At 68.2% G+C, this 22,220-nt stretch carries 16 protein-coding genes; 1 reads left to right on the top strand and 15 read right to left on the bottom strand.

Features of this window, described 5'->3' with window-relative positions; all coding sequences use genetic code 11:
* Positions 1 to 75: 75 nt before the first annotated feature.
* The 8 genes from M8445_RS11565 to lysS form a co-directional block, all read right to left on the bottom strand.
* Positions 76 to 6,099 (bottom strand): beta strand repeat-containing protein, encoded by a 6,024-nt coding sequence (locus M8445_RS11565; protein ID WP_273987908.1) that lies wholly within the window; start codon positions 6,097 to 6,099, stop codon positions 76 to 78.
* Positions 6,100 to 6,750: a hypothetical protein gene (locus M8445_RS11570; RefSeq protein ID WP_273987909.1), complete on the bottom strand. Its 651-nt coding sequence runs from the start codon at positions 6,748 to 6,750 to the stop codon at positions 6,100 to 6,102.
* Complete coding sequence (locus M8445_RS11575) at positions 6,747 to 7,448, bottom strand: redox-sensing transcriptional repressor Rex (RefSeq protein WP_273987910.1); 702 nt, start codon at positions 7,446 to 7,448, stop codon at positions 6,747 to 6,749. Before M8445_RS11575 ends, M8445_RS11570 begins: the two co-directional genes overlap by 4 nt.
* 1 nt (position 7,449) lies before the next feature.
* Positions 7,450 to 8,511, bottom strand: a complete 1,062-nt coding sequence (locus tag M8445_RS11580; protein WP_273987911.1) for an SPOR domain-containing protein — start codon at positions 8,509 to 8,511, stop codon at positions 7,450 to 7,452.
* On the bottom strand, positions 8,508 to 10,130 hold the full coding sequence (locus M8445_RS11585) for a tetratricopeptide repeat protein (protein ID WP_337961593.1): 1,623 nt from the start codon (positions 10,128 to 10,130) through the stop codon (positions 8,508 to 8,510). The genes M8445_RS11580 and M8445_RS11585 overlap by 4 nt, the downstream gene beginning before the upstream one ends.
* A 110-nt stretch (positions 10,131 to 10,240) precedes the next feature.
* Complete coding sequence (gene rlmN, locus M8445_RS11590) at positions 10,241 to 11,296, bottom strand: dual-specificity RNA methyltransferase RlmN (RefSeq protein WP_273987912.1); 1,056 nt, start codon at positions 11,294 to 11,296, stop codon at positions 10,241 to 10,243.
* Positions 11,297 to 11,349: 53 nt separating this feature from the next.
* Positions 11,350 to 12,219, bottom strand: a complete 870-nt coding sequence (locus M8445_RS11595; RefSeq protein WP_273987913.1) for a PhzF family phenazine biosynthesis protein — start codon at positions 12,217 to 12,219, stop codon at positions 11,350 to 11,352.
* Positions 12,220 to 12,277: 58 nt separating this feature from the next.
* Positions 12,278 to 13,465 carry a homocitrate synthase gene (gene lysS / locus M8445_RS11600; protein ID WP_273987914.1) on the bottom strand — a complete coding sequence of 396 codons (1,188 nt, stop codon included), beginning with the start codon at positions 13,463 to 13,465 and terminating at the stop codon, positions 12,278 to 12,280.
* Positions 13,466 to 13,678: 213 nt separating this feature from the next.
* On the opposite strand from lysS, the gene M8445_RS11605 reads away from it, so the two are divergent.
* Positions 13,679 to 15,082: an MATE family efflux transporter gene (locus M8445_RS11605; RefSeq protein WP_273987915.1), complete on the top strand. Its 1,404-nt coding sequence runs from the start codon at positions 13,679 to 13,681 to the stop codon at positions 15,080 to 15,082.
* A gap of 71 nt (positions 15,083 to 15,153) precedes the next feature.
* On the opposite strand, the gene M8445_RS11610 is transcribed toward M8445_RS11605, so the two are convergent.
* From M8445_RS11610 to M8445_RS11640, 7 genes are all read right to left on the bottom strand, one after another.
* Positions 15,154 to 15,906 carry an ABC transporter ATP-binding protein gene (locus M8445_RS11610; RefSeq protein ID WP_273990897.1) on the bottom strand — a complete coding sequence of 251 codons (753 nt, stop codon included), beginning with the start codon at positions 15,904 to 15,906 and terminating at the stop codon, positions 15,154 to 15,156.
* Positions 15,907 to 15,917: 11 nt separating this feature from the next.
* Complete coding sequence (locus M8445_RS11615) at positions 15,918 to 16,754, bottom strand: ABC transporter permease (RefSeq protein ID WP_273987916.1); 837 nt, start codon at positions 16,752 to 16,754, stop codon at positions 15,918 to 15,920.
* Between the two features lie 39 nt (positions 16,755 to 16,793).
* Positions 16,794 to 17,768 (bottom strand): ABC transporter substrate-binding protein, encoded by a 975-nt coding sequence (locus M8445_RS11620; RefSeq protein WP_273987917.1) that lies wholly within the window; start codon positions 17,766 to 17,768, stop codon positions 16,794 to 16,796.
* 140 nt (positions 17,769 to 17,908) lie between these two features.
* A complete protein-coding gene (sat, locus tag M8445_RS11625; RefSeq protein WP_273990898.1) occupies positions 17,909 to 19,075 on the bottom strand; it encodes a sulfate adenylyltransferase in 1,167 nt (388 codons plus the stop codon).
* A gap of 131 nt (positions 19,076 to 19,206) precedes the next feature.
* The gene (locus M8445_RS11630; RefSeq protein ID WP_273987918.1) at positions 19,207 to 19,890 is read right to left on the bottom strand and encodes a phosphoadenylyl-sulfate reductase; all 684 of its coding nucleotides are present in this window, start codon (positions 19,888 to 19,890) and stop codon (positions 19,207 to 19,209) included.
* A 133-nt stretch (positions 19,891 to 20,023) separates the two neighbouring features.
* Positions 20,024 to 20,560, bottom strand: a complete 537-nt coding sequence (gene cysC / locus M8445_RS11635; protein WP_273987919.1) for an adenylyl-sulfate kinase — start codon at positions 20,558 to 20,560, stop codon at positions 20,024 to 20,026.
* Complete coding sequence (locus M8445_RS11640) at positions 20,557 to 22,131, bottom strand: nitrite/sulfite reductase (RefSeq protein WP_273987920.1); 1,575 nt, start codon at positions 22,129 to 22,131, stop codon at positions 20,557 to 20,559. The genes cysC and M8445_RS11640 overlap by 4 nt, the downstream gene beginning before the upstream one ends.
* Positions 22,132 to 22,220: the final 89 nt, after the last annotated feature.

The following is a 22,220-nucleotide window of genomic DNA, read 5'->3' on the forward strand; positions in this document are numbered from 1 at the left end:
AAAAGCCCCCTACCAGTACAGTGGGGGGCTTTCTTCTATGAATCGCTTGGGATGGCTAGAATAATCAGGCGCGCATTAAGGGTTCCTGACCACAGATACCGTGCCGCCGCCCACAGATGTGACAATACCTGTCGTCATGTCTTCGATCAGCCAGACGATTTGATAGGTTCCGACCTCGCCAAACGCGACGGTCACGCTTGTGTTGCCCGTCACATCATTGCTGAATGTAATATTCTTCTGAGCACTGTTCTGGTAAAGCACAGCAGCCACACGACTACGGTTGCTCATACCACCCAGGGACCACGTACCCGTTGTGTAATTCAGTTCCCCGGTGCCGCTGTTAGGGGGAGTAGGACTGGTGACGGTGTTAGTGGTATAGGAAGAGCGAGCGGCACGAATTGCAGCGCGATTGATGGTGACCGGGATGCACTGAATGTTACGGTTGCCTTCCGTATCCTGAACCGTCACACGCAGGTCATAACGTTCGTTAGGGTTGTTGTCAGGTACGTATGCTGACCCGTCAATGTCAAGGTTGTTGAGTACGACGTCACCGATGGCAATCGAAGGATTGTACCCGTAGTTCAACATCAGGACGTCAACTGGCGTACGTCCGTTGACTGGTTTGCTGGCGTCACACTGGGTCGTTCCGTTCAGCGTCAGCGGTTGTGTGCCGTCGAACGGACCCACGATGCGTGCCTCCACGACATTCACCCCAGTGTTGTCACTGACGGAGATTAGGACACCTGAACTGCTGTCGATTTGACTGGGTTTCTGGAGATCTGTGATAGCAGGGAAGCGAATGGTAGAGGCAGGGGGCAGTACGCTGGTGGTGTTGTGCCTGAATTGACTGCTGGTTTCCAGGGGGCGTGAGATGTTTGCACCCGTCGGGTCGACCAGTACTGTCGTGCGGGCACGCACAGTGTAAATGTCTGCTGGCAGAGCGGCCACGTCGAACGTGGTGTTGCAAGTCAATGATTCCGTACTGCCACTGCAAACGTTGCGATCACTGCTATCGAGAGTTCTGGAGGCTACCGTGACACCACGGTAATCCAGTAGGTCCACCTGAATGGGCTGCGTGATGGTGTAGTCCGCACTGCGCTTGGTCAAGGTGATCTGGACAGGTACGCTGGGCGTCGTGACAGTAACTCCATCGCTGGGGGAAGCGATCTTGAAATCCGGGCTGGTCAGATTCTGCACCTGGACACTGGCTTCCGCGCTGATCCCACGCAGACCGGTCTTGGTATAGGCGATAACCTGGAGTTTCAGAGGACCGTTGGCGAAGCGCGTGGTGTCGACGCTGAAGGTAGCGCGGGCCTGCGTGGTGACATAGGTACTATTGTCTACAACACCCTTGGAGTCTGTCACCTGAAGAATCATGCGGTCTACCTGACTGGCAGCGTCGAAGTTGCCGGATACATTGACGCTCATGTTGCCGGAGTAAGGCGCACTGCCCACAACTTCCAGAACGGGTGCTGGCGCCTTCTCAGTCGGTGCAGTAGTGACGACGTACGTGAAGGTACGGTCGACGGTGCGGGTGTTGCCTGCCGCGTCACTTGCCTTGTATTGGACTGCGTACGTGCCAGCCTGGGTGGGTGTAAACACGGCGCTGTAGGAGGCTCCACTCTGGCGGCCAAGGGTCGTGAGGGACTGGCCCTGTAACCCCACGAGCACTTCGATGTTTGCGACACTGCTGGTCGCGTCAGTGGCCGTGGCGGTCAGCGTGATGGGCGCAGTCGTGAACTCCTGTGGGTTGGCGGGGAGGGCAGGTATGACGTCTGGTGCCGTGGAGTCGATCGTAAACGTGACGTTGCGTGCGGCCACGTTGCCGACGTTATCGGTCGCGGTGGCGGTCACGGTGTGCTGACCGTCGCTCATGGTGACTGGCTGACCGTTTTCAGTGTAGGTGACGTTGCCGTTCACGCCGGAGGCGCTGTCGGTCGCGGTGGCATTCAGGGTGACGGGCGTGCTGGACAGACTACCGTTCAGCGGTGCATTCCAGTTGATGATGGGGGCAGTCTTGTCCACGTACACGGTGGTTTTCGTGACGCCCACGGTGCCCAGCGAGTCGGTGAAACGAACGCCGATGTCACGCAGACCCTCGTTCAGGTTGTCGAAATCGAAGGTGAAGGTAGGGTTGCCAGTGGCCGTGGTGGTCGTGAGCAGGGTCTGACCATCCGCCTGAAGTTCCGCCTGCGTCATGCTGGGGGCGTCGGTGGTGGCGGCGGCGCTGATCACCAGGGGACCGCGGACGTAAGTGCGGCCATTGCTGGTGTAGGTGCTGCCCTTGGGATCGGCGTTGGGCGGTGTGATCGCAGGCCCAGCCGTAACTTGGACGGTGCTGGCGGTTTTCACCTTCACGCCGGTTACGGTTGCGTCGGCGCTGGCGTTACCGGCCCGGTCGGTTGCGGCGGCCCTGATGGTGTAGGGGGTGCCGTCCGTCTTGCGGGGGTACCAGGTGACGCTGCCGTTCCCGCCGAGCGTGCCGATGAGTTCGTCGGTGCTGCCGTCGTTTGCGTACACCTTGATGCTGGCGACGCCGGTGCCGCTGTCCTGACCGATCAGGCTGATGGTCACGGGGGTGCTGGTGAACATCTGGCCCTGGGTGAGGCTGGTGATCTGCACGGTCGGGGCGGTGCCGTCGTACGTGTAGGTGGAGGTGGCGGTGCCGGTGTTGCCGGCCTTGTCGGTGGCGCGCACCGTGACGGTGTGGTTGCCGTCCGTCTTGGGCAGGGTGGGAGCAGTGGCGTTGAACGCGCTGCCGTCCACACTGTATTCCAGGGCAACGGTGTCACCGGGAGTGGTGTCGTTCGGTACTGCTTTCACGGAGGCGTCGCTAGTGCTGCCCAGCAGCGCGCCATTGGCGGGATTGCTGATGGTGACGGTGGGTGCAGCGTTGTTCACGCGGGCAGTCACGTTGGGGGTGGGGAAGGTGTTTCCGGCGTTGTCGGTGATGACGGCCGTGATGGCATGGTCACCGTCGCTGAGTTTGGTGGTGTCGACCGGGAAGGTGTACGTTCCGGCGATGCCGCTGGTCTGGGTGCCGCTCAGCAGGCCGTCGATGTACAGGCTGACCGTGGCGACGCCACTGCCGTTCGTGTCGCTGGCGGTGACGCTGAGGGTAGCCTGCCCGCGCAGATCACCGGACGGAGCCGTGACGGTGCCGGCGGGGGGTGTCGTGTCGCTGGTGGTGAGGGCGACGGTGAAGGTGACGGTGGTGTCGGTGCTGTTTCCGGCGCGGTCGTACGCGCGGGCGGTGAGGGTCTGGCTGCCGTTGGGGGCGGCCCAGGTGACGGTGCCCTGCGTGCCGGTGACGGTGCCGATCTTGGTGGTGCCGCTCAGGACGTCGATGTGGTCGACGGCGACGTTGTCGGTGCCACTCACGCTGATCGTGATGGGGTTCTGCGTGAACTTCTGGCCCTGGGTGGGGCTGGTGATCTGCACGGTCGGGGCGGTCCGGTCGACGGTGATCGTGCGGGTCAGGGTGGTGGTGTTGCCGGCAGCGTCGGTGGCGGTGGCAGTCAGGGTGGCGGCGGTGCCGTCCTGGCAGTCACCGTACGCCCACGTGCTGCCTGTGATGGTGCCGCAGCTGGCTGCGTAGGTGACGGCCGCGCCTGTTTCCGTGGTGGCGTTCAGGGTGATGGTCCCAGCGCTGCCGACGGTGGCGGGTGCGTTCCAGTTGAGGACCGGGGCGGTGTTGTCGATCTGGACCTTGATGTCCTGGTTGCTGACAAGACCGACGCCGTTGGTGGCCTGCACGGTCAGGGTGTAGGTGCCGTCGGGGAGGGTCTTGCTGTCCAGGGTCAGGGCGTAGCGGGTGCTGCCGTCTGGCTGGGCGCTCAGGCTGGGCGTGGCGTTCAGGCGTACGCCGCCGTTGAACAGGGCGACCTGACTGACGCCGCTTTCCGGGTCTTTCACGAAGCCGTCGAGGGTGATCACGCCGCGCGAGATGGATGCGGTGGGGGCGGGCTGCACGGTGGCGGTGCCCACGAAGGTGGGGGCGGTGGTGTCGGCCGTGGCGAGTTTGACCGCGACGTTCACGGGGGCGCTGGCGGGGCTCCTGTTGCCGGCCCTGTCGGTGGCAATGACGGTCAGGTCGTAGGTGCCGCTGGTGGGCGTCCAGGTGACGGTGCCGCTGGCGCCGCTGACGGTGCCGATGCTGGTGCCGTTCGCGAAGACTTCCAGGCTGCTCACGCCGCTGCCGGTGTCGTTGCCGGTCACGTTGACTGTGACGGGGTTGCTGGTCAGGGTGCTGCCAGCGGTGGGGCTGGTGATCTGCGCGGTGGGCGCGGTGGCGTCGCTGGTGACCTTGATGGTGCTGCTGGTGCGGTTTCCGGCGGCGTCCTGCGCGGTGGCCGTGATGGTATGCGTGCCGTCGCTACTGAAGGTGGCCTTGTTGCCGGTCAGGGCTGCGCCGTCGACGGTGTACGTGACGGTCCCTTCGTTGGTGGTGGCGTTCAGGGTGACTTCACCGCGCGTGACGGCTCCGTCGGCGGGGCTGATCCAGTTGACCACCGGAGCCGTGTTGTCGACGGTCAGGCTGGCGCTGGTTTCGGCGCTCAGGCCGGCGTTGTCGAATGCGATGGCCCGCAGGTTGTGGGTGCCGTCGCTGAGTTTGGTGGTGTCGAGACTGAAGGTGTACTTGCCGCCCACGCCCGCCGCTTTGGATTCGATCAGGGTGCCGCCGTCGTACAGGTCGACCTTGGCCACGCCGCTGTCAGTGTCAGCGGCGGTAGCGGTGACCGTGACCGTTGCCCGCTGCGCAGTGGCGGGGATGGGGGAGAGGGCGACGGTGGGGGGAGTGGCGTCGCTGCTGGTCAGGTTGACCTTGATGCCGCCGAGGGTGGTGGTGTTGGTGCGGCCTGTCTTGTCGGTGGTGGTGGCGCGCAGGGTGTAGGTGCCGTTCATGGGGGCCCAGGTGACGTCACCACTGGCGGCCGTGACGACGCCCACCTGCGTGTAATTGGTGTCCCCGTCCTTTTTGGCTTCCACGAGGATGCGGTCCAGGCCACTGACGGCGTCCGTGCCGGTGACGCTGATCTTGATGGGGTTCTGCGTGAAACTCTGGCCCTGCTGGGGGCTGGTGATCTGCACGGTGGGATCGCTGGCATCGACCGTGATGACCTTGGCGGGGCTGCTGAAGCTGCGGCCGCCGTCGGTGACGGTGGCGGTGACGCTCTGCTTGCTGCCGTCGGCGCAGTCGGTTCCCAGGGTCCAGATGTTGCCGCTGATGGTGCCGCAGGTGGCCGTGTAGGCGATCTGGCTGCTCAGGTCCTGGCCGTTGCGGGTGGCGGTGGCGCGCAGGGTGACGGTGCCGCCGCCCTTCACGAAGTCGCTGGCAGGACTCAGCCACGTGAAGGTGGGGGCCGTCACGCCGCCGTTATCGCCGGTGCTGGCGGCGTTGAATGTCACGGCGATGTTGCGGCTGGTCACGAAGCCCACGCTGTCTTCCGCTTCGACGGTGAGGATCACGGTTCCGGCCGTGCGGGCCGTATTGCCGGGAGCCTTGGTCAGGTCGACCGTCAGAGTGTTGCCGCTGACGGATTTGACCAGCGTGCCGCTTTCCAGCACGCGGATGGTCACGGGCGCTGGGGTCTTCTGGGCGTCACCGCGGGTGTCCTGCGCCGTCACGCTGAGCAGTGCGGCGTCCCCGACGATCAGGGTGGCGGTGTCCGTGGCCGCCTGGCCGTTCAGGTTCACGGTGGTCAGGGTGGGCGCGGCCGCGTCGATCAGGAACGGAGCCTTGATGGCGGTTACGGCGCCGGCGTTGTCGGTGGCTTCGACGGACACCTCGTGCTGCCCGCCGCTCAGGGCCGGGAGGGCCAGCGCGATGGAAGCTGCGGGCGTCAGTTCGGTTTTGGCGCCGTTGTCAATGGAGTAGACGACTTTCGTGATGCTGCCGCCGATATCCGGGTCGGAGACGCTGACGTCCAGGCGGCCACGGCTTGGCAGGTACGTGTCGGGTGCAATGGCGCGGCCGCCGGCCTTGATGCTCACGGCGGGCGCGGTGTTGCCGGGCGTGCTGGGCGTGCTGCCGCCACCGCAGGCGACGAGGGTACCGGTGAGAAGAAGAAGGAGAGGGTTACGGGGGACAGTTTTCATTCAGCGGACCTCTTCGGTGACGGTGGCGATGTAGACGCGAACCTGTGCTTGGGGGATGTTGATGGTGCGCGTGGCTCCCAGGGTGTCCTGGCCGGTGAGGGTGATGTTCATGCGCACTTCGGCGCAGGCACCCTGGCCCGACGCGAGGACTGCCGAGCCGTCCACGCAACTGTCGGCTGCGGCGATGGCCGCCTGTTCGCTCAGCAGGTACAGTCCGGTGGTGGGAGCCGTGAAGGCAACGGCCGTGGCTGCCTTTTCCGTGAAGGTGCAGGTGGCGGCGCCGCCCGGGCAGACGTAGCCTTCCGGAACCTTGATGTTCAGGGTGGAATTAAAGGTGTTCGAGGGCGCCGCGAAGGGCGTACCGGAAGCGTCCGTGTACACGACTTTTGCAGAGGTGACGGTCAGGCCCAGACTGCCGGCCTGCACCTGGAAGTTCAGGGCACCCTGGGTGGGCCGGTACACCTTGACCTCGCTGCCCAGGTAAGCGCCGCGGCTGCCGTCTGCGTTCTTGGCGTAGACGTTGACCACGTCGGCGGCGACCTCGGTGCCGCTCAGGGCGGCCGTCATGCTGACTCCCTGTCCGACGTTCACGCCGGTTTCACCGCACGCTGCAAGAATGAGGGGGAGGGCGAGTAGGGAGAGTTTCTTCATGCGGGGTCCTCCGGGGTGGGGGCGTCTTTGAGGTGCGGGTTGAGGATGTAGAAGGCGAGGCGTTTCATGCCGGCGAGGAAGTCGATGTTTTCGACGATGAGACCACGCCATTCGTCACTGATTTCTTGCGGATGGCCGCTGCGTTCGAGGGTACGGGGTTGGATGACGACTGGGGCGAAGTTGAGGATGCCTTTGATACCGGCGTCGGCGAGGGCCTGCGCGGCGTCCTGGGCGTGTTCGGGGGGGACGGCGAGGAAGCCCATGTCGACGGTGTTGTGGCGGGTGAAGTCGCGCAGTTCGTCGGTGTGGCGGACGGTGAGGCCGCGCACCTGCTGGCCGACGAGGGCGGGGTTGACGTCGAACAGGCCGACGTACTGGAACTGGTAGTCGCTGGCGCCGGGGTAGTTGGCGATGGCCTGTCCGAGGCGGCCGACCCCGACGATGACGACGTTCCAGGTCTGGTTGAGGCCGAGGACCCGGACGAGTTCGCGTTTGAGGATGGGGACGGTGTAGCCCATGCCGCGCGTGCCGAAGCGGCCGAAGTACGCGAGGTCCTTGCGGACCTGGAAGGCGCTGACGCCGGCGCGTTCGGCGAGGTCGCTGCTGCTGGTGCGGCTGATGTCCTGCGTTTCGAGTTGTTCGAGGATGCGCAGGTAGGTGACGAGGCGGCTGATGGCGGCGGTGGGGATTTCGGCCACGTTAGCGAACCCGGAAGCTGTCGAGGCCGTTGGTGGCGAGGCGGGCTTCGGTGCGGGTCAGGGCGTCGGGGTTGGCGTAGGGGCCGACGAGGACCGTGACTTTCTTGCCTTCGGGGGCGTTGACGGTGGGGGCGTACCCGAGGTCCCGGAGTTGCTGGACGAGGTTCTGGGCGCTTTCCACGCGGTCGAACGCGCCGACTTGCAGGTAGGTGGGGCCGCTGGGGGCGGGGGTGGTGCCTGGCGCGTTGGTGGTGGGGGCCGTCGCGGCGGGGGTGTCGGTCGTGGGGGCCGGAGTGGCCGGGGTGGTGCTGTCGGTGGCGGGCTGGTTGCGGGGTGGGTACAGGACCGCGCCGGGGTAGGCGCGTTGCACGTCCGCGAGGGCCTGCCGGGCGCTCTGCTCGTCGGCGAAGGGGCCGATCTGCGCGACGACCTGCGCGCCCAGGTCGATGGGGTAGACGGTGTACCCGATGCCCTGGACGGGCGCGGCGGCGTTCTGCGCGGCCGTTTCGCTGCTGAAGGTGCCGAGCGTGATGCGGTAGTCGCTGCGCAGCGGCACGCGGCTCTCGCTGGTGCGCACGGCTCCTTCCGGGCGGGGGGTGGGTCCGCCCGTGGTGGCCGGGTCGGTCGCTGTCTGGTCCTCTGGGGTGGTCGCGGTGTCGGTGCTGGTCTCCGTGCTGCCCGTGGCGTCAGCGGGATTGGGGCTGGCCGGCTCAGTGCTGGCGGGATCGGCGACCAGGGGAGCGCCGATGGGGGCCGCTTCGATCACCGGGGCGGTGTCCTGTGCGGCGATGTCGCTGGGCGCGGTGGCTCCACTGTCGGTGGTGCCGGCCGGGGCCGTCTCAGCCGGGGCGGATTCGAGGGTGCCGGTGGGCGCTGCCTGAACGGCCGCAGGGTCGGTGCCGGGCGCAGCGGGAATGCTGGCGTCGGTCCCGGCGGCGCTGGTGGCCGCAGGCTGGGGCGTGCCGCGCAGCAGCAGCGTGCCGAAGCCGCCCAGCAGCAGCAGGACCAGCAGGCCGATCAGCAGGTCGGGCCAGCGGCGGGGTCCGGAGGCGGGCCGGGTCATTTCAGGGCTCCGGCGGCGCGGGTGCTGCCCAGCGCGGCGGCCGTCTTCAGGGACGCGCGGGCGTCGGTTTCGCGGGTCTGGGCGCGCTGGGACAGGCCCAGCTGGAACCACGCCTCGGCGTTTTTGGGATCGTCACTGACGAGTCCGCGCAGGACCGCTTCCGCTTCCGCGTAGCGGGCGCTGGCGAGCAGGGCGCTGGCGAGATTCAGGCGGGCGGTGGGCGTGGGGTTCAGTTTCACGCTTTCGCTCAGGGCGGTCGCGGCGGCCGGGTAGTCCTTCTGCGCGTAGGCGCTCAGGCCCAGCCACAGGGTGGTGTCGGCGCTGGGCGCGCGCGTCTGGCTGGACGTCAGGGCCTTGATGGCCTGCGGGTACTGCCCCTGGCGGTACGCGGCGACGCCCTGCACGAACAGCGCGCGGGCCAGGGTGGCCTCGTCCGGGCGCAGCGTGAGGGCCAGTGCGGCGTCGCGGGCGGCCTCGGCGTTCTGGTTGAGGGTCAGGCGCACGCCGGCCAGCGCGGCGCGGTAGGCGGCGTTGTCAGGCGCGAGTTTCACGGCATTCTGGTAGAAGCTCAGCGCGCCGGGCCGGTCGCTGCGCAGGGCGCGCAGTTCGCCCACGCGGGCGAACGCGGCGGCGTTGCGGCCGTCCTCGCGGGTGGCGTCCTGCGCGGCGAACACGGCGGCGCGCGTGTCGGTCAGGGCCAGGATGTCGGCCTTGCGCAGCAGCAGCGTGGCGCGGTCGCTGCCGTTGGCGGCGCGGGGCACGGCGGCGTCCAGTTCCCGCGTGGCGCGTTCCGGCAGGCCCTGCGCCACGTAGATGTCCGCCAGCAGCAGCGCGGCGTCCAGGCGGGCGGGGGCTTGCGCCAGCAGCGCGTACACGCCGGGCAGCGCGGCAGCCCCCTGACCGCTGAGGGTCCGGGCCTGCGCGAGGCGGTACTGCACGTCCAGGTTCTGCGGGTCCAGCGCGCTGATGGTGGCCAGCGTACCGCTCAGGGCCGCGAAATCAGCCTTGCGGGTCTGCTCGGTGGCCAGCGCCTCGAGAACCTGCTGCTGCGCGGCGGGACTGGCCTGATCCTTCATCAGGCCGGCGGCCTGCCCGTACAGCGTGAGGGCCTGCTCGTGGTTGCCGGCGCGGGTGGCGATCACGCCCAGGTTGTACGGCCCCTCGAAGCGGGTGGGGGCCAGCGCCGCGAACTGGGTGAATTCGAAGGTGGCGCCCTTGTCGTCGTTCTGAGCGAACAGCACCAGCCCCAGCCCGAAGTGCGGAGCGGGGTTGGTGTAGTTCTGCGTGATCAGCGACTCGAAGGCCGCGCGGGCCTGCGGGTAGTTCCGGGCCTGGAACGCGGCCTGCGCGGCTTCCAGCTGGGCCTGCTGTTCGGGGGTCAGGGGCGTGACTGTCACGGCGGGTACGCTGGTGCCCGCGCTGCTGGCCGGCGTGGCCGGGTCGGCGGGTGCGCCGGGCGTGGCGGGAAGGTTCACTTTCGGAAGGGTGGGCGTACCGGCAGATTGCAGGGTGTTCTGAATCCCGGCCGCGCCGACCGTCTCGATCATGGTCTGAGCGGCGCTCTGGCTGGCAAGGGCCAGCGTCAGGCCCAGCAGAACGGAACGTGTGTATTGAGTCACCTTGATGGCCTCCTGATGTTCGGAAACGCGAGTAGCGTAGCATTAACCTCTATCGGAACCCTTACTCATGTGCGCGCCGCGCGTCCGTCCGGGCGGCGCGCCCGCCCATTTCAGGCGGGCGCAGCCTGACCGGCTCCCTGCTCACCGCTGACGGCGTACGGGCGTTTCAGGGCCAGTTGCCCGCAGGCGGCCCCGGCGTCCCGCCCACGCGAGCGGCGCACGCTGACGTCCACGCCGCGCGCTTCCAGGGTGTCGTAGAAGGCCTGAAGCTGCTCCTCGGTGGTGCTCTCGAAGTCCGAGCCGGGCCAGGGGTTCATGGGAATCAGGTTCACGTGACTGACCATGCCTCGCAGCAGGTCGGCCAGCAGTTCGGCCTGCCACAGGTGATCGTTGATTCCCTTCAGCATCGTGTACTCCATGGTGATTCGGCGGCCCGTGACCGACTGGTACTCGCGGGCAGCGGCCATGATCTCCTCGATGGAGTTCACCGCGCCGGTCGGGATGATGCGGCGGCGCGTCTCCTCGTCCGGGGCGTGCAGACTGATCGCCAGTTTGATGCCCAGGTCGTCCTCGGCCGCCAGCCTCTGAATGCCCTTGGCAATGCCCACTGTAGAGAGGGTAACGCGGCGCTTGCTCATGTCCAGCGCGTCCGGGTGCAGCAGGATGCGCGCGGCCAGCATGGTGTGGTCATAGTTCAGCATGGCCTCGCCCATGCCCATGAACACCAGGTTGCGGATCTCGCGCGGCGCGAAGCCCTCACCGCCCGCCACGGCCAGCACCTGCCCCACGATCTCGCCGGGCGTCAGGTTCCGGCCGAAACCCATCGCGCCCGTCGCGCAGAACGCGCACTTGGCGGGGCAGCCGACCATGGTGGACACGCAGATGGTCTTGCGGTCCAGGTACGGCATGTACACCGCTTCCATCTGCCGGCCGTCCATCAGCGTGAACAGGTACTTCACGCTGCCGTCGGCGCTGCGGACCGTCTCGATCAGCTTGAACGGGTTCAGCTGGTACGAGGCCTCCAGTTCCGCGCGGGCCTGGGCGGGCAGGTTGGTCATGGCGTCGAAGGTGCCCACGCCCTGCTCGAACACCCACTCCAGCAACTGCTTGCGGCGAAAGCCTTGCAGCGGGTAGGCGTCGGGGTGAAGGTCCAGTAAAAGCTCCATGAAGACAGTGTACGGGGCGGGCGGCTCCCCTTCCGTGAGCCAGCACCGCCCGGTCAGACCGGCGTGACCCGGCCCCCCACCCAGACCTCGGTGCCGCCGTCGGCCGGGGCGTACTGGGCGCTCAGGCGGGCAGGCTGACCGGGCCGGCGCTGCGCCGCGCGGATCAGGGTACTGTCTGCCGGCAGGCGACCCAGGTGGCCCAGCACGCCGGTCAGGCAGGCCAGCATATTGCTGCTCGCGGCGTCCTCGGTGAAGCCCTTCAGAGGTCCGAACGCCCGGAAACTCACGTCCGCGCGGGCCGGGCCGCCCATGCAGAACAGGATCAGACCGGTCGTGCCGGTCGCGCGGTTCACGCCGCTCACGGCCGCGTCGTCCGGCACGAAGGCGTCCAGTGCGCCCAGGTCCGCGACCTCCGCCACCAGATTCGGGCGGCCCGTCCCGGCCACCCAGGCAGGGGAGAGGCCCGATCCCGACAGGCCCAGCACCGACAACTCCAGCACCGACAGGTCCGCCGTGACCGCCTGCACCGTCACCACGCCCTGACGCAGCAGCCACTCGCCGCCGCACAACTGCGCCATCTGCACCTCGCCGCCTGCCTCCGGGTCGCCCTGCGTGACCTCCAACACGTCCAGCAGGCCTGCGCTGCCCTGCACGGCGCTCAGCGCGGCGATGGCGGCGCTGTCACTGCTGCCCTTCTCGCGGGTCGGCGTGAACACACACAGCCTCAGACCCGTCGGGTCGGCGGCCTGCACGAACACGCTCAGAGGCGCACCCGAGGCCGCCGCCCGCGCCTGAGCGTCGCCCCCCTCCAGAAAAACGGCCACCTGTTTTCCACCGCTGCCGTCCGGCGCGGCGAACACCCGGCGCAGGTCCGGAACGGGCGCGGTCTCAGAGTCGGTGACGGGAGCGGGTTTGGCGTTCATGCCGTCATTCTGGCCCACTGACCGTGCGCCACCAGCCGGGCCGTCTCGACACCTTGCCTTACGCGCTGACCCACTCGCGCAGCAGGGTTTCGAGGTGTTCGTCGTCCAGTTCGTTGTGCTCGGCCAGCGCCTTGATGTGGTCGGTGACGCGCCGCAGGGCGTCCTCGCCGTAGTGCAGGCCCATCTCGCGGGCCTTGTAGGCGATGGCGTGCTTGCCCGTGACCTTACTGGCCGCCTGGATGCGGCGGCCCACGCCGAACACGCCGGGCGGGATGGCCTCGTACGCGCCGGGGTTCAGGTAGATGGCTTTCAGGTGCATGCCGGCCTTGTGGTTGTACGCGAACTCGCCGGTCAGGTAGTTGTTCCAGGGGATCGGGAGGTCGACCATGCGGGCGATCATGCGGTCGAGTTCCGGGAGCATGTCGAGGTTGTACTTGTCGATCAGGCCCTGCGGGTCGAAGGTGAACATCCGGGCCAGGAACCCGCCCAGCGGCGTGATGCCGTTGCGTTCGCCGATGCCGAGGATGGTGGTGTCGATGTGCGTGGCTCCGGCCTCGACGGCTTCGTAGGCGTTGGATACGGCGCAGCCCGTGTCGTTGTGCCCGTGGAATTCGATGCCGCACTCGGCGTGGATGACCTTGCGGACTTCACGGACCAGCGTGTACACCTGCCGGGGCGTGGCGACGCCGACCGTGTCGGCCAGTCCGACGCGGTGCACGCCCAGGTCGGAGACGGCCTTGTACACGGCCATCAGGTCGGCTTCCTCGCTGCGGAAGGTGTCCTCGGCGCTGAAGCGGATCTGGAGGTCCGGGTGGTTGGTCTTGATCCAGCTGATGACCTCCTGCGCGGCCTCGATGATCTGCCCGATGTTCTTGCCGTGGCTGAATTCGCGCAGGAAGGAACTGGTGCCGAACAGCAGGTCCAGGCCGTCCACGCCGGTGTCCACGGCGCGCTGCACGTCGTCCATGTGGCAGCGGACGTGCGTGAGGAACTTGGCGTTCAGGCCCAGGCTGGTCAGGCGGCGGATGTCGGCGTGCGTCTGGGCGCTGACCATGGGCGTGGTGACCTCGATGAATTCCGCGCCGAAGGCGTCGAGCGCGCGGGCGATTTCGATCTTGTCGTCGGTTTTGAAGTTCCCGCGTGCGAACTGTTCGCCCTCCCGCAGGGTGGAGTCGATGATCGCCCAGGAGCGCGCGGGGATCAGGGGGGCGGGGTGTTCGGCGGTCGCGGTGGGGTCCTGGGTCATGGGGGCTGCCTCTCGTGCCGTATTCTGCGGGTCCGCCTGATGAATGTCAAGGAAAAAGGTTAAATAGATATCAATTGATAAGATAGTGGTGGGTTGTTCTGCGCAATGCCCGGTGCGGTGTCCGGCTTGGTGTCCGGCGCAGACGACCCGCAGGCCCGCGCATCCGCACAACGGCTGATCCCACACCGGGGCCGCCGGTGTACCGTGGACACCATGTCGTCTGTGCCCGCTCCCAGCCCCGCAACTGAATCGATCAAGAGTCCGGGCCGCGAAATTGCCGCCATCGCCGTGCCCGTCAGCCTTGAAATGGTCATCCAGCTCGTCCTGACCTTCATCAACCAGATCATCGTCGGCACGCTCGGCGCGGTCGCCGTCGCCGCCGTGGGCCTCAGCGGCAGCCTCGGCTTCCTGTTCTTCGTCACCCTCGGCGCGCTCGGCAGCGGCACCAGCATCCTCATCGCCCGCCGCGCCGGGGCCAGCGACCAGACCGGCGTCAACCAGACCCTGACCGTCAGCGTCGCCACCAGCGTGCTTGCCGCCGCCCTCCTGACCGTCCCGGTCGTCCTGGGCGCCGGCACCCTCCTCGCCCTGGCCGGCGGCGAGGAAGCCGTCACCCGCACCGCCACCCCCTACATGCAGGTCAGCATGCTCGCCCTGATCCCCGGCAGCCTCGCCTGGATCCTCAGCGGCGCGCTGCGCTCCCTCGGGCACGCCCGCACCCCCCTGGTCGCCACCGTCATCACCGTGATCGTCGAGAGCCTCGTCGCATACGGGCTGGTGTTCGGCGTCGGCCCCCTCCCGCAGCTCGGGGTGGTCGGCGCCGCCTGGGCGCTGGTGATCGCCAACACCCTGAAAGTCGCGCTGCTGGCCTACCAGATCTACGGCCCCCGGCACCTCGCCGCGCTCACCCTGCCCCCCCGCCCCGCGTGGCGGTCCATCGCCGCGCCCCTGCTGACCATCAGCGCCCCCATCGCATTTACCGAGTTCGCCTGGAGTCTGGGCGGCTTCATGTACGCCGCCGTGTTCGCCCGCGTCGGCACCGCTGCCCTCGCCGCCAGTCAGATCGTCGGCACGCTCGAAGGCATCTTCATCGTCGGCTCCTTCGGCCTGATGAGCGCCGCCACCGTCTTCATCGGCCGCTCCCTGGGCGCGGGCGACGCCGCCGCCGCGCAACTCTGGCTTTCCCGCATCGGCCGCGCCGGCATCGTCACTGGCATCGGCTTCGGCTTCCTGTTCGCCGCCAGCGCCTTCCTCGTGCCCGGCCTGTTCCCGAAAGTCGGCGCGGACGTGCACCACATCGCCCTGATCGGCATCCTGATCAGCGCCGTCACGCAGGTCGTCAAGGTCCGCAACATGATCATCGGCGGCGGCGTCCTGCCCGGCGCCGCCGACGGCAAGGGCGTCATCATCGGCGACGTCGTCGGCGCGTTCATCGTCGGCCTGCCGCTCGCCATCGGCCTGGGCCTGTACTCCCCGCTGGGCGTGTGGGGCGTGTTCCTGGCCCGCAGCGCCGAGGAAACCGTGAAAGTCCTGATCTTCGAATGGAGACGCCGCCGCATCAACTGGGACAGACTCGCCACCGAACAGCGCGGCAAGGAAGTGGTCGCCGCCCACTGAAGACGGCAGTGGGAAGTGGGGAGTGGGAACCGCCGGTCAGCTGGCTCCCACTCCCCACTCGCTCCTCTTTACTACCCGTCTTCTTCCAGGGTGCGGCGCAGATCGTCCAGGCTGACACTCTTGGCGGGGGCGTCCAGGGCCACCTGACCGCCGCGCAGCGCCACGACCCGCTGACCCAGGTGCAGGGCTTCTTCCAGCTGGTGCGTGACGAACACAACCGTCACCTTGTGCTGCCACCACAGGGCCAGCAGTTCGTCCGCCAGGGCGGTGCGGGTGGCGTGGTCCAGGGCGCTGAACGGTTCGTCGAGCAGCAGCAGGCCCGGCTGGATGGCCAGCGCGCGGGCCAGGGCGACGCGCTGCCGCTGCCCGCCGCTCAGTTCGTGCGGGCGGCGCGTCTCGAACCCGGCAAGACCCACCTGCCGCAGCGTGTCGGTCACGCGTGCCTTCCGCTCCGCGCGGTTCAGGCCGCGCAGGCCGAAGCCCACGTTCCCGGCGACGGTCAGCCACGGGAACAGCGCCGCTTCCTGCTGTACCAGCGTCAGGCGCGGGTGCGGGCCCCGGACGACCTCGCCGCCCAGCGTGATCTGCCCCGCCTGGGGCCGCAGGAAGCCGGCCAGCAGGCTCAGCAGGGTGCTCTTGCCGCTGCCGGACGGTCCCACGACGCACAGGAACTCCCCGGCGGGCACGTTCAGGGTCAGGGGACCGACGCCCGCGCCGCTCGCCGCGCGGCTCTGGTAGCGGTACGTGACGCCGTCCAGCGAGAGCGGCGCGCCGGACTGCCGGGCCGGACTGACCGCCGGCGACTCGGCGTTCAGGGACGTGATGCGCGGAGCGGTCACGACTGCACCTCCAGCCCGTAGGTGCGGCGCACGCGGGCCTCGGCGGCGCGCAGCAGCGTGTCGAACAGCCCGCCGATCACGCCGATGATGATGATGGTCGCCAGGACCAGCGCCACGTTCGCGGTGTTCCGCCCGATCTCCAGCTGCTCGCCAAGGCTCTTGACGCCCGCGATCAGCAGTTCACCGCCGACCAGGGCGCGCCACGCGAAACTCCACGCGGTCCGCAGGCCGGTCAGGACGTTCGGCACGCTGGCAGGCAGCAGCACCCGCAGGGTCAGGCCCAGCCCGCGCGCGCCCAGCGTACGGCCCGCCACGCGCAGCGCCGGGGGTACGTTCAGCAGCGCGCCCGACACGGCCAGCGCCACCGGGATGAACCCTTCCAGTATCACCACGAACAGCACGGCCTGCTCGTTCAGGCCGAAGAACAGAATCGCGAACGGCACGAACGCAATGCTCGGCACGCTCTGAATGCCGGTCAGGTAGGCGCCCAGCGTGGCCCGCAGCGGCAGCCAGGCGCCCATCAGCAGGCCCACCACGCCGCCCAGCAGCACGGCCAGCAGGTACCCGGTCAGCACGCGGCGCAGGCTGCCGCCGATGGCGCCCAGCAGTTTGCCGTCCTGCGGGCCGGTGCCCCACAGGCCGTAACTGACTTCCGTCCACACGGCCTTCGGGCCGGGGAACACGTACGGCGGGTACACTTTCAGCACGTCGGTGACAAGCCACCAGAGGCCCAGGATGATCAGCAGGCCCGCCACCTGCCAGGACAGCACCCGCCAGCGGGACGGTTGCCCACTGGTAGGGGAAAGATCGGTCGAACGGTTGGCAGTGGTCATGAAACTCCTGAAAAGATCGGCGGGTGAGGCGCGCGGGAATTACTTGCGCAGGAAGGGCGTGAGGTCCGGGGCGCTGCGGGCGTACCCGGCCTCCACGTTCAGCGCGGCGTACTCCCTGAGTGCGGCCGGGTCCAGCGCCGTCGTGAAGCGCGTGCGGGCGAAGGCGCGCTGCAACACGCGCGGGTCGAGTTTCTCGCCCGTCAGTTTCAGCAGCTGGGCGTTCACGGCCGTCTGCGCCGCTGCCGGGGAGCGGTTGATGAACGCCACGGTGTCCGCGTGGGCTTTCAGGAACGCCGTCACCAGGGCCGGGTTCGCCTGGGCGAACTTGGTGTTCACGATCAGAACAGTGGTGGGGTACTTCCCGTCGCGCCATACGGTCTTCTCGGTGCCGATCACCTTGTGGCCCTGCGCCTCAAGGGCCGCGCCCCACGGTTCGGGAACCAGCGTGGCGTCCACGCGCCTGGCAGCGAAGGCGGCCAGCACGTCGGCGGGGGCAATGGGCGTGATGGTCACGGTGCCGCCGTCCGTTCTGGATTTCAGGTCGTTCTCGTTGAGGATGTGCCGCAGGCTGATGTCCTGCGTGTTACCCAGGCTGGGCACGGCGACGCTCTTGCCGCCCAGATCCCTGTACGACTTGATTCCGCTGTCCTTGCGGGCCACCAGGACCGCGCCGGCCTCGCTGGCCCCCGCGAGGAACTGCACGGGCATGCCGCGCCCGGCGGCGTTGATGGCCGGGCCCGGCCCCACGTACGCGATGTCGATCTGCCCGGCGGCGAAGGCCTCGGTCAGGGTGGTGCCGGACACGAACTGCCGGGCGTCCAGTTTCACCTTACCCAGCGCCTTCTGGAAGGTGCCGCGTTCCAGGCCCACCAGGGCGGGCGCGTGCGTCAGGTTCGGGAAGTACCCGAGGCGCACGGTGGAGGCAGACTGGGCGGCGGTCTGGGCTGAGGAGGCCGGCAGGCTGATCAGCAGGCCGAGCAGGGTGGAGACGGTCAGCTTGGTCGTTCGGGTCATGCGTCCCTCCGTGGGTGGATGATGCATTTCAAAGGTCCGGGAGGGGCGGTGCGTGTGACGCCTCCCACCGGACCTTCAGGTTTTCCTGATCCAGACCTGCCGGGGCAGGGCCAGTGAACAGAAGTAGCGGGGGGCGCCGTTCAGTTACGTCCCGCGTATGCGGCGCGCAGCACCTCGGCCACCTCGGGCCGCGTGAACTCGGCCGGCAGGTTCTCCCCGGCGCTGAGTTTCTCGCGGACCTTCGTGCCGCTCAGCACCAGGTGGTGGCTGCTGTCGTGCGGGCAGGTGCGGGGGCTGACCAGCTGACCGCAGGAGTTGCAGTAGAAGGTATGCTCGAACTTCAGGATCTGAATGCCCAGTTCTGCCGGGGTGTACGCGCTGAAGATCTCCTGCGCGTCGTATGTGCCGTAGTAATTGCCGACGCCCGCGTGGTCGCGGCCCACGATGAAGTGCGTCACGCCGTAGTTACGCCTCGATAGGGCGTGCAGGATCGCCTCGCGCGGCCCGGCGTAGCGCATGGCGGCCGGGTACACGCTCAGCAGCGTGCGGGCCTGCGGGTAGTACCCCTCCAGCAGCACCTCGTAGGCCTTCACGCGGGTGTCGGCGGGCACGTCGTCGCCCTTGGTGGTCCCCACCAGCGGGTGCAGCAGCAGGCCGTCCACCAGTTCCAGCGCCACCTTCTGAAGGTACTCGTGCGCGCGGTGAATGGGGTTGCGGGTCTGGAAGGCCACGCTGGAACGCCAGCCGCGCGCCTCGATCACCTCGCGCACCTCGGCGGGCGTGCGGTGGTGGCGGGGGAATGCGCCGCGCGGAATCTCGAACAGCGCGACCGGCCCGGCCAGGTTCACGTCCCCCTGGGCCAGCAGGGCGGCCACGCCGGGGTGCGCGGAGTCCTCGGTGCGGTAGATCTCGCGGGCTTCCAGGCTCTTGCGGGCCTCGTAGGCTTCCTGCACGTCGATCCAGCCGATGTCCTGCCCGCCGTGGCTCAGGACCACGCGGCCGCGCAGCCCAGCCTGATCGCGCCCCACCGGCAGCGTGATGGGAATACTCCAGGGGGTGCCGTCCGCGAGGCGCAACCGCTCGATGACCGACAGGTAGTCGGCCTCGTTCACGAAGCCGGTCAGCGGGGAGTACGCGCCGGTGGCGAGCATTTCGAGGTCGGCGGCGCTGCGGTCACTGATGTTCAGGCGGGGCAGACCAGCCAGTTCGGCCGGGTCGAAGTCGTGACCGGGGCGGCGCACGAGGTTCACGAGGGTTCCGCCGAGGGGCGTGGGCAGCAGGGTGGATTCGGGCAGCAGGATGGTCATGGGAGGAACCTCGTGAATGAACAGTGGGGCGGAGGGCATTGGTGGATCAAACTACTCAACTATTCCGGGCGGGAAAAGCCGCTCGAAAGGGCAGGCGGCGTTCCGGATGCGGTGAGGTCAACAGCGGCGGTTCACAGGGCGTTCCCTCCGGCCCACAGGCCGCACTCGGTCTTGCCCTTCCCGGCCCAGCGTCCCGCGCGGGCGTCCTCGCCAGGGCGTACGGCGCGTGTGCAGGTCCAGCAGCCCACACTCAGGAACCCGTCGAAGTACAGCGGATTCACCGGCAGGTCGTGCTCATGCGCGTACGCTTCCAGGCGCTCGCGGGTCCAGTGGGCCAGCGGGTTCACCTTCACCCGCGCGCCCTGCTCCACGAAGGGAATGTCGGCGCGGGTGGTCGCCTGATCGCGGCTGCGGGCGTTCAGCAGCGCGTCCGGCGCCTGGGCGCGCAGGTACGACTGAAGGGGCGCGACCTTTCGCACGGCGCAGCAGGCGTCCGCATCGGCCGCATACAGCGCCGGGTCCGTCTGCCCGTCCTCGGGACTGGCCCCGTCGTTCAGGGTCACGAAGGTCAGTTCCGGGTAGCGCGCCGCCAGCCGGTCACGGGTCGCCAGGGTCTCGGGGAAGTGATAACCGGTGTCCACGAACACCACCTCGCCCCGGTACCCGGCTTTCGCGGCCAGATCGATCAGGACCACGCCGTTCAGGTTGAACGCACTGGGCATCAGCACCCGCCCGTGCGCGCCGAGCGCCCAGCGGATCACGTCCAGCGGATCGCTGTCCGGCGTGAAGTCGGGCCGGGGCGAGAGGGTGGTCATACAAACTCCGGTGGAATGGTTCGCCAGAACTGTTCCACCCGAGCGGATGCGAGCAGGAGTCGGGCGGAGTCCGGACGTGGAGTTGGCAACCCGGCGGTGTTCCGGGTTGTCAACGCAACAGACGGAATCTGCCTCATACCTTCAGCGCCTCCAGCAGTTGCCGCACGCCCTCGTCCACGCTGATGCGGTCGGTGCGCAGGTGCAGGTGCGGGTTCTCGGGGGCCTCGTAGGGGTCGCTGACGCCCGTGAAGTGCGGGATCTCCCCGGCAATGGCTTTCAGGTACAGGCCCTTCACGTCGCGTTCCGTCACGACTTCCAGCGGGGCGTCCACGAACACTTCCAGTGCGTCCGGGAAGCTGCCCAGCACCTCGCGGCGCGTGTCGGCGTAGGGGCTGATCGCGCTGACCAGCACCGTCACGCCGTGCTTTGCCAGCAGCCCTGCCACGAACCCGATGCGGCGCACGTTCGTGTCCCGGTCGGCCTTCGAGAAGCCCAGGCCCTTGCTCAGGTTCTCGCGTACGGCGTCACCGTCCAGCAGTTCGGTCGCCACGCCGCGCGCCAGCAGTTCGGCGTACAGGGCGCTGGCCAGGGTGCTCTTGCCCGCGCCGCTCAGACCGGTCAGCCACACCACGCGGCCCGTACCCACCGGGGGCTGCGCGACGGCCGTCACGCGGTCACCGCGCCGCGCAGCGCGCCCAGCACGGCGTCCGGCGCGAAGTGCTCGTGACCGATGCGGTCGCTGTACTCCACGAAGCTCTCGCCCGGCTGCTTGTTCGCCTGGAATTCCGACAGCACGGCGTCCGTGTACTCGTTCAGGCTCTCGGCGGGTACCGCGCCCTTCAGTTTGGTGCCGGTGCGGTGCGCCTGCCCGATGCTGCCCGCCAGGTGAACGTTGAACACCTCGTGCACGGTGCCGTCCTTGTCGGTCTTGTTGGCACCCATGAAGCCCAGGTCCGCCACCTGATAGCGCGTGCAGGCGTTGCTGCACCCGGTCAGGTTGATGGTGAACGGCACGTCCAGTCCGCTGAATTTCGCCTCGATGTGGTCGATCAGGTTCGCGGTGCGGGTCTTCGTCTCGGTCAGCGCGAGGCGGCAGAACTGACTGCCGGTGCAGGCGATGGTCGTGCCGCGCAGCGTGGTCTTCGGCGCCAGTTCCAGTTCGCTCAGCGCGGCCGTCACGGCGTCCAGGTCGGCGGTCGCCACGTGCGGCAGGACCATGTTCTGGAAGGCGGTGGTGCGCAGCACGCCCTTGCCGTAACGGTCGGCCAGATCGGCCAGCGCGCGGGCCTTCTCGGGGTTGATGCGGCCCACGGTGGTCGCCACGACCACGTAGTTCAGGCCGTCCGCCTGCGGGTTCACGCCCAGCACGTCGTTCCCGCCGAACCGCGCGGTTGGCGCGGCCGGGCCGTCCGTCAGCTTGCGGCCCAGGTAGTCGTTCTCGACGATCTCGCGGAACTTCTCGACGCCCAGGTCCTTGATCAGGAACTTCAGGCGGCTCTTCTTGCGGTTCTGGCGGTACCCGTGATCACGGTACGCGGCGGTGATGGCCTGCCCGACCTCCACGACCTCCTCGGGGCGGATGAACACACCCAGGCGCTTGGAGAGGTGCGCCACGGCACCCAGACCGCCGCCCACCCACACGTCGAACCCGACCTCGCCGTTCACCCGGTGGGCCAGGAAGCCGATGTCGTTGATCATGTGGATGCCTTCCAGTTCGGGGACCGCCGTGATGCTCATCTTGAACTTGCGCGGCAGGTCCTGGAAGTCGGGGTTCCCGGTCAGGGTGCCTTCCATGGCGTGGGCCAGGGGGCGCACGTCGATGATCTCGCGGGCGTCCAGGCCGGCCAGGGGGCTGGCGATCACGGCGCGCACGGTGTCACCGCACGCCCCCTTGGGGTGCAGGCCCAGCGGCGCGAGCCGGTCGAAGATCTGCGGGATCTTGTCGATGGTCAGCCAGTGAAACTGGAACGCCTGACGGTCCGTCACGTCCAGGAAGCCCCGGCCGTACTCCTCGGCGATGTTGGCGACCTCGCGCATGGTGGCGCTGGAAAATTCGGCGGCCGGCACGCGCACGCGCATCATCAGGAAGCCGTCCTCCTGCGGGCGCTGCGGGTACACGCCCGCCCACTTCAGCAGGTCGATGCGCTCGGGGTCGATGAAGCCCTGCGCGGCGTACTGCGGGATCAGGTCGAAGATCTGGAACGGGGGCACTTCTTTTTTCAGGGCTTCAATGTCGCTCATGGTGTGTCCTTTTGGTCGTGCAGCTCAGGCTGGGAGGTGTGTTCGGAGGGGCGGGACTCAGTGGCTCGGTGGTTGGACGCGCCGTGGTC

Origin of the sequence: Deinococcus aquaticus (genome assembly GCF_028622095.1) — a bacterium.
In the GTDB taxonomy this organism is placed as follows: domain Bacteria; phylum Deinococcota; class Deinococci; order Deinococcales; family Deinococcaceae; genus Deinococcus; species Deinococcus aquaticus.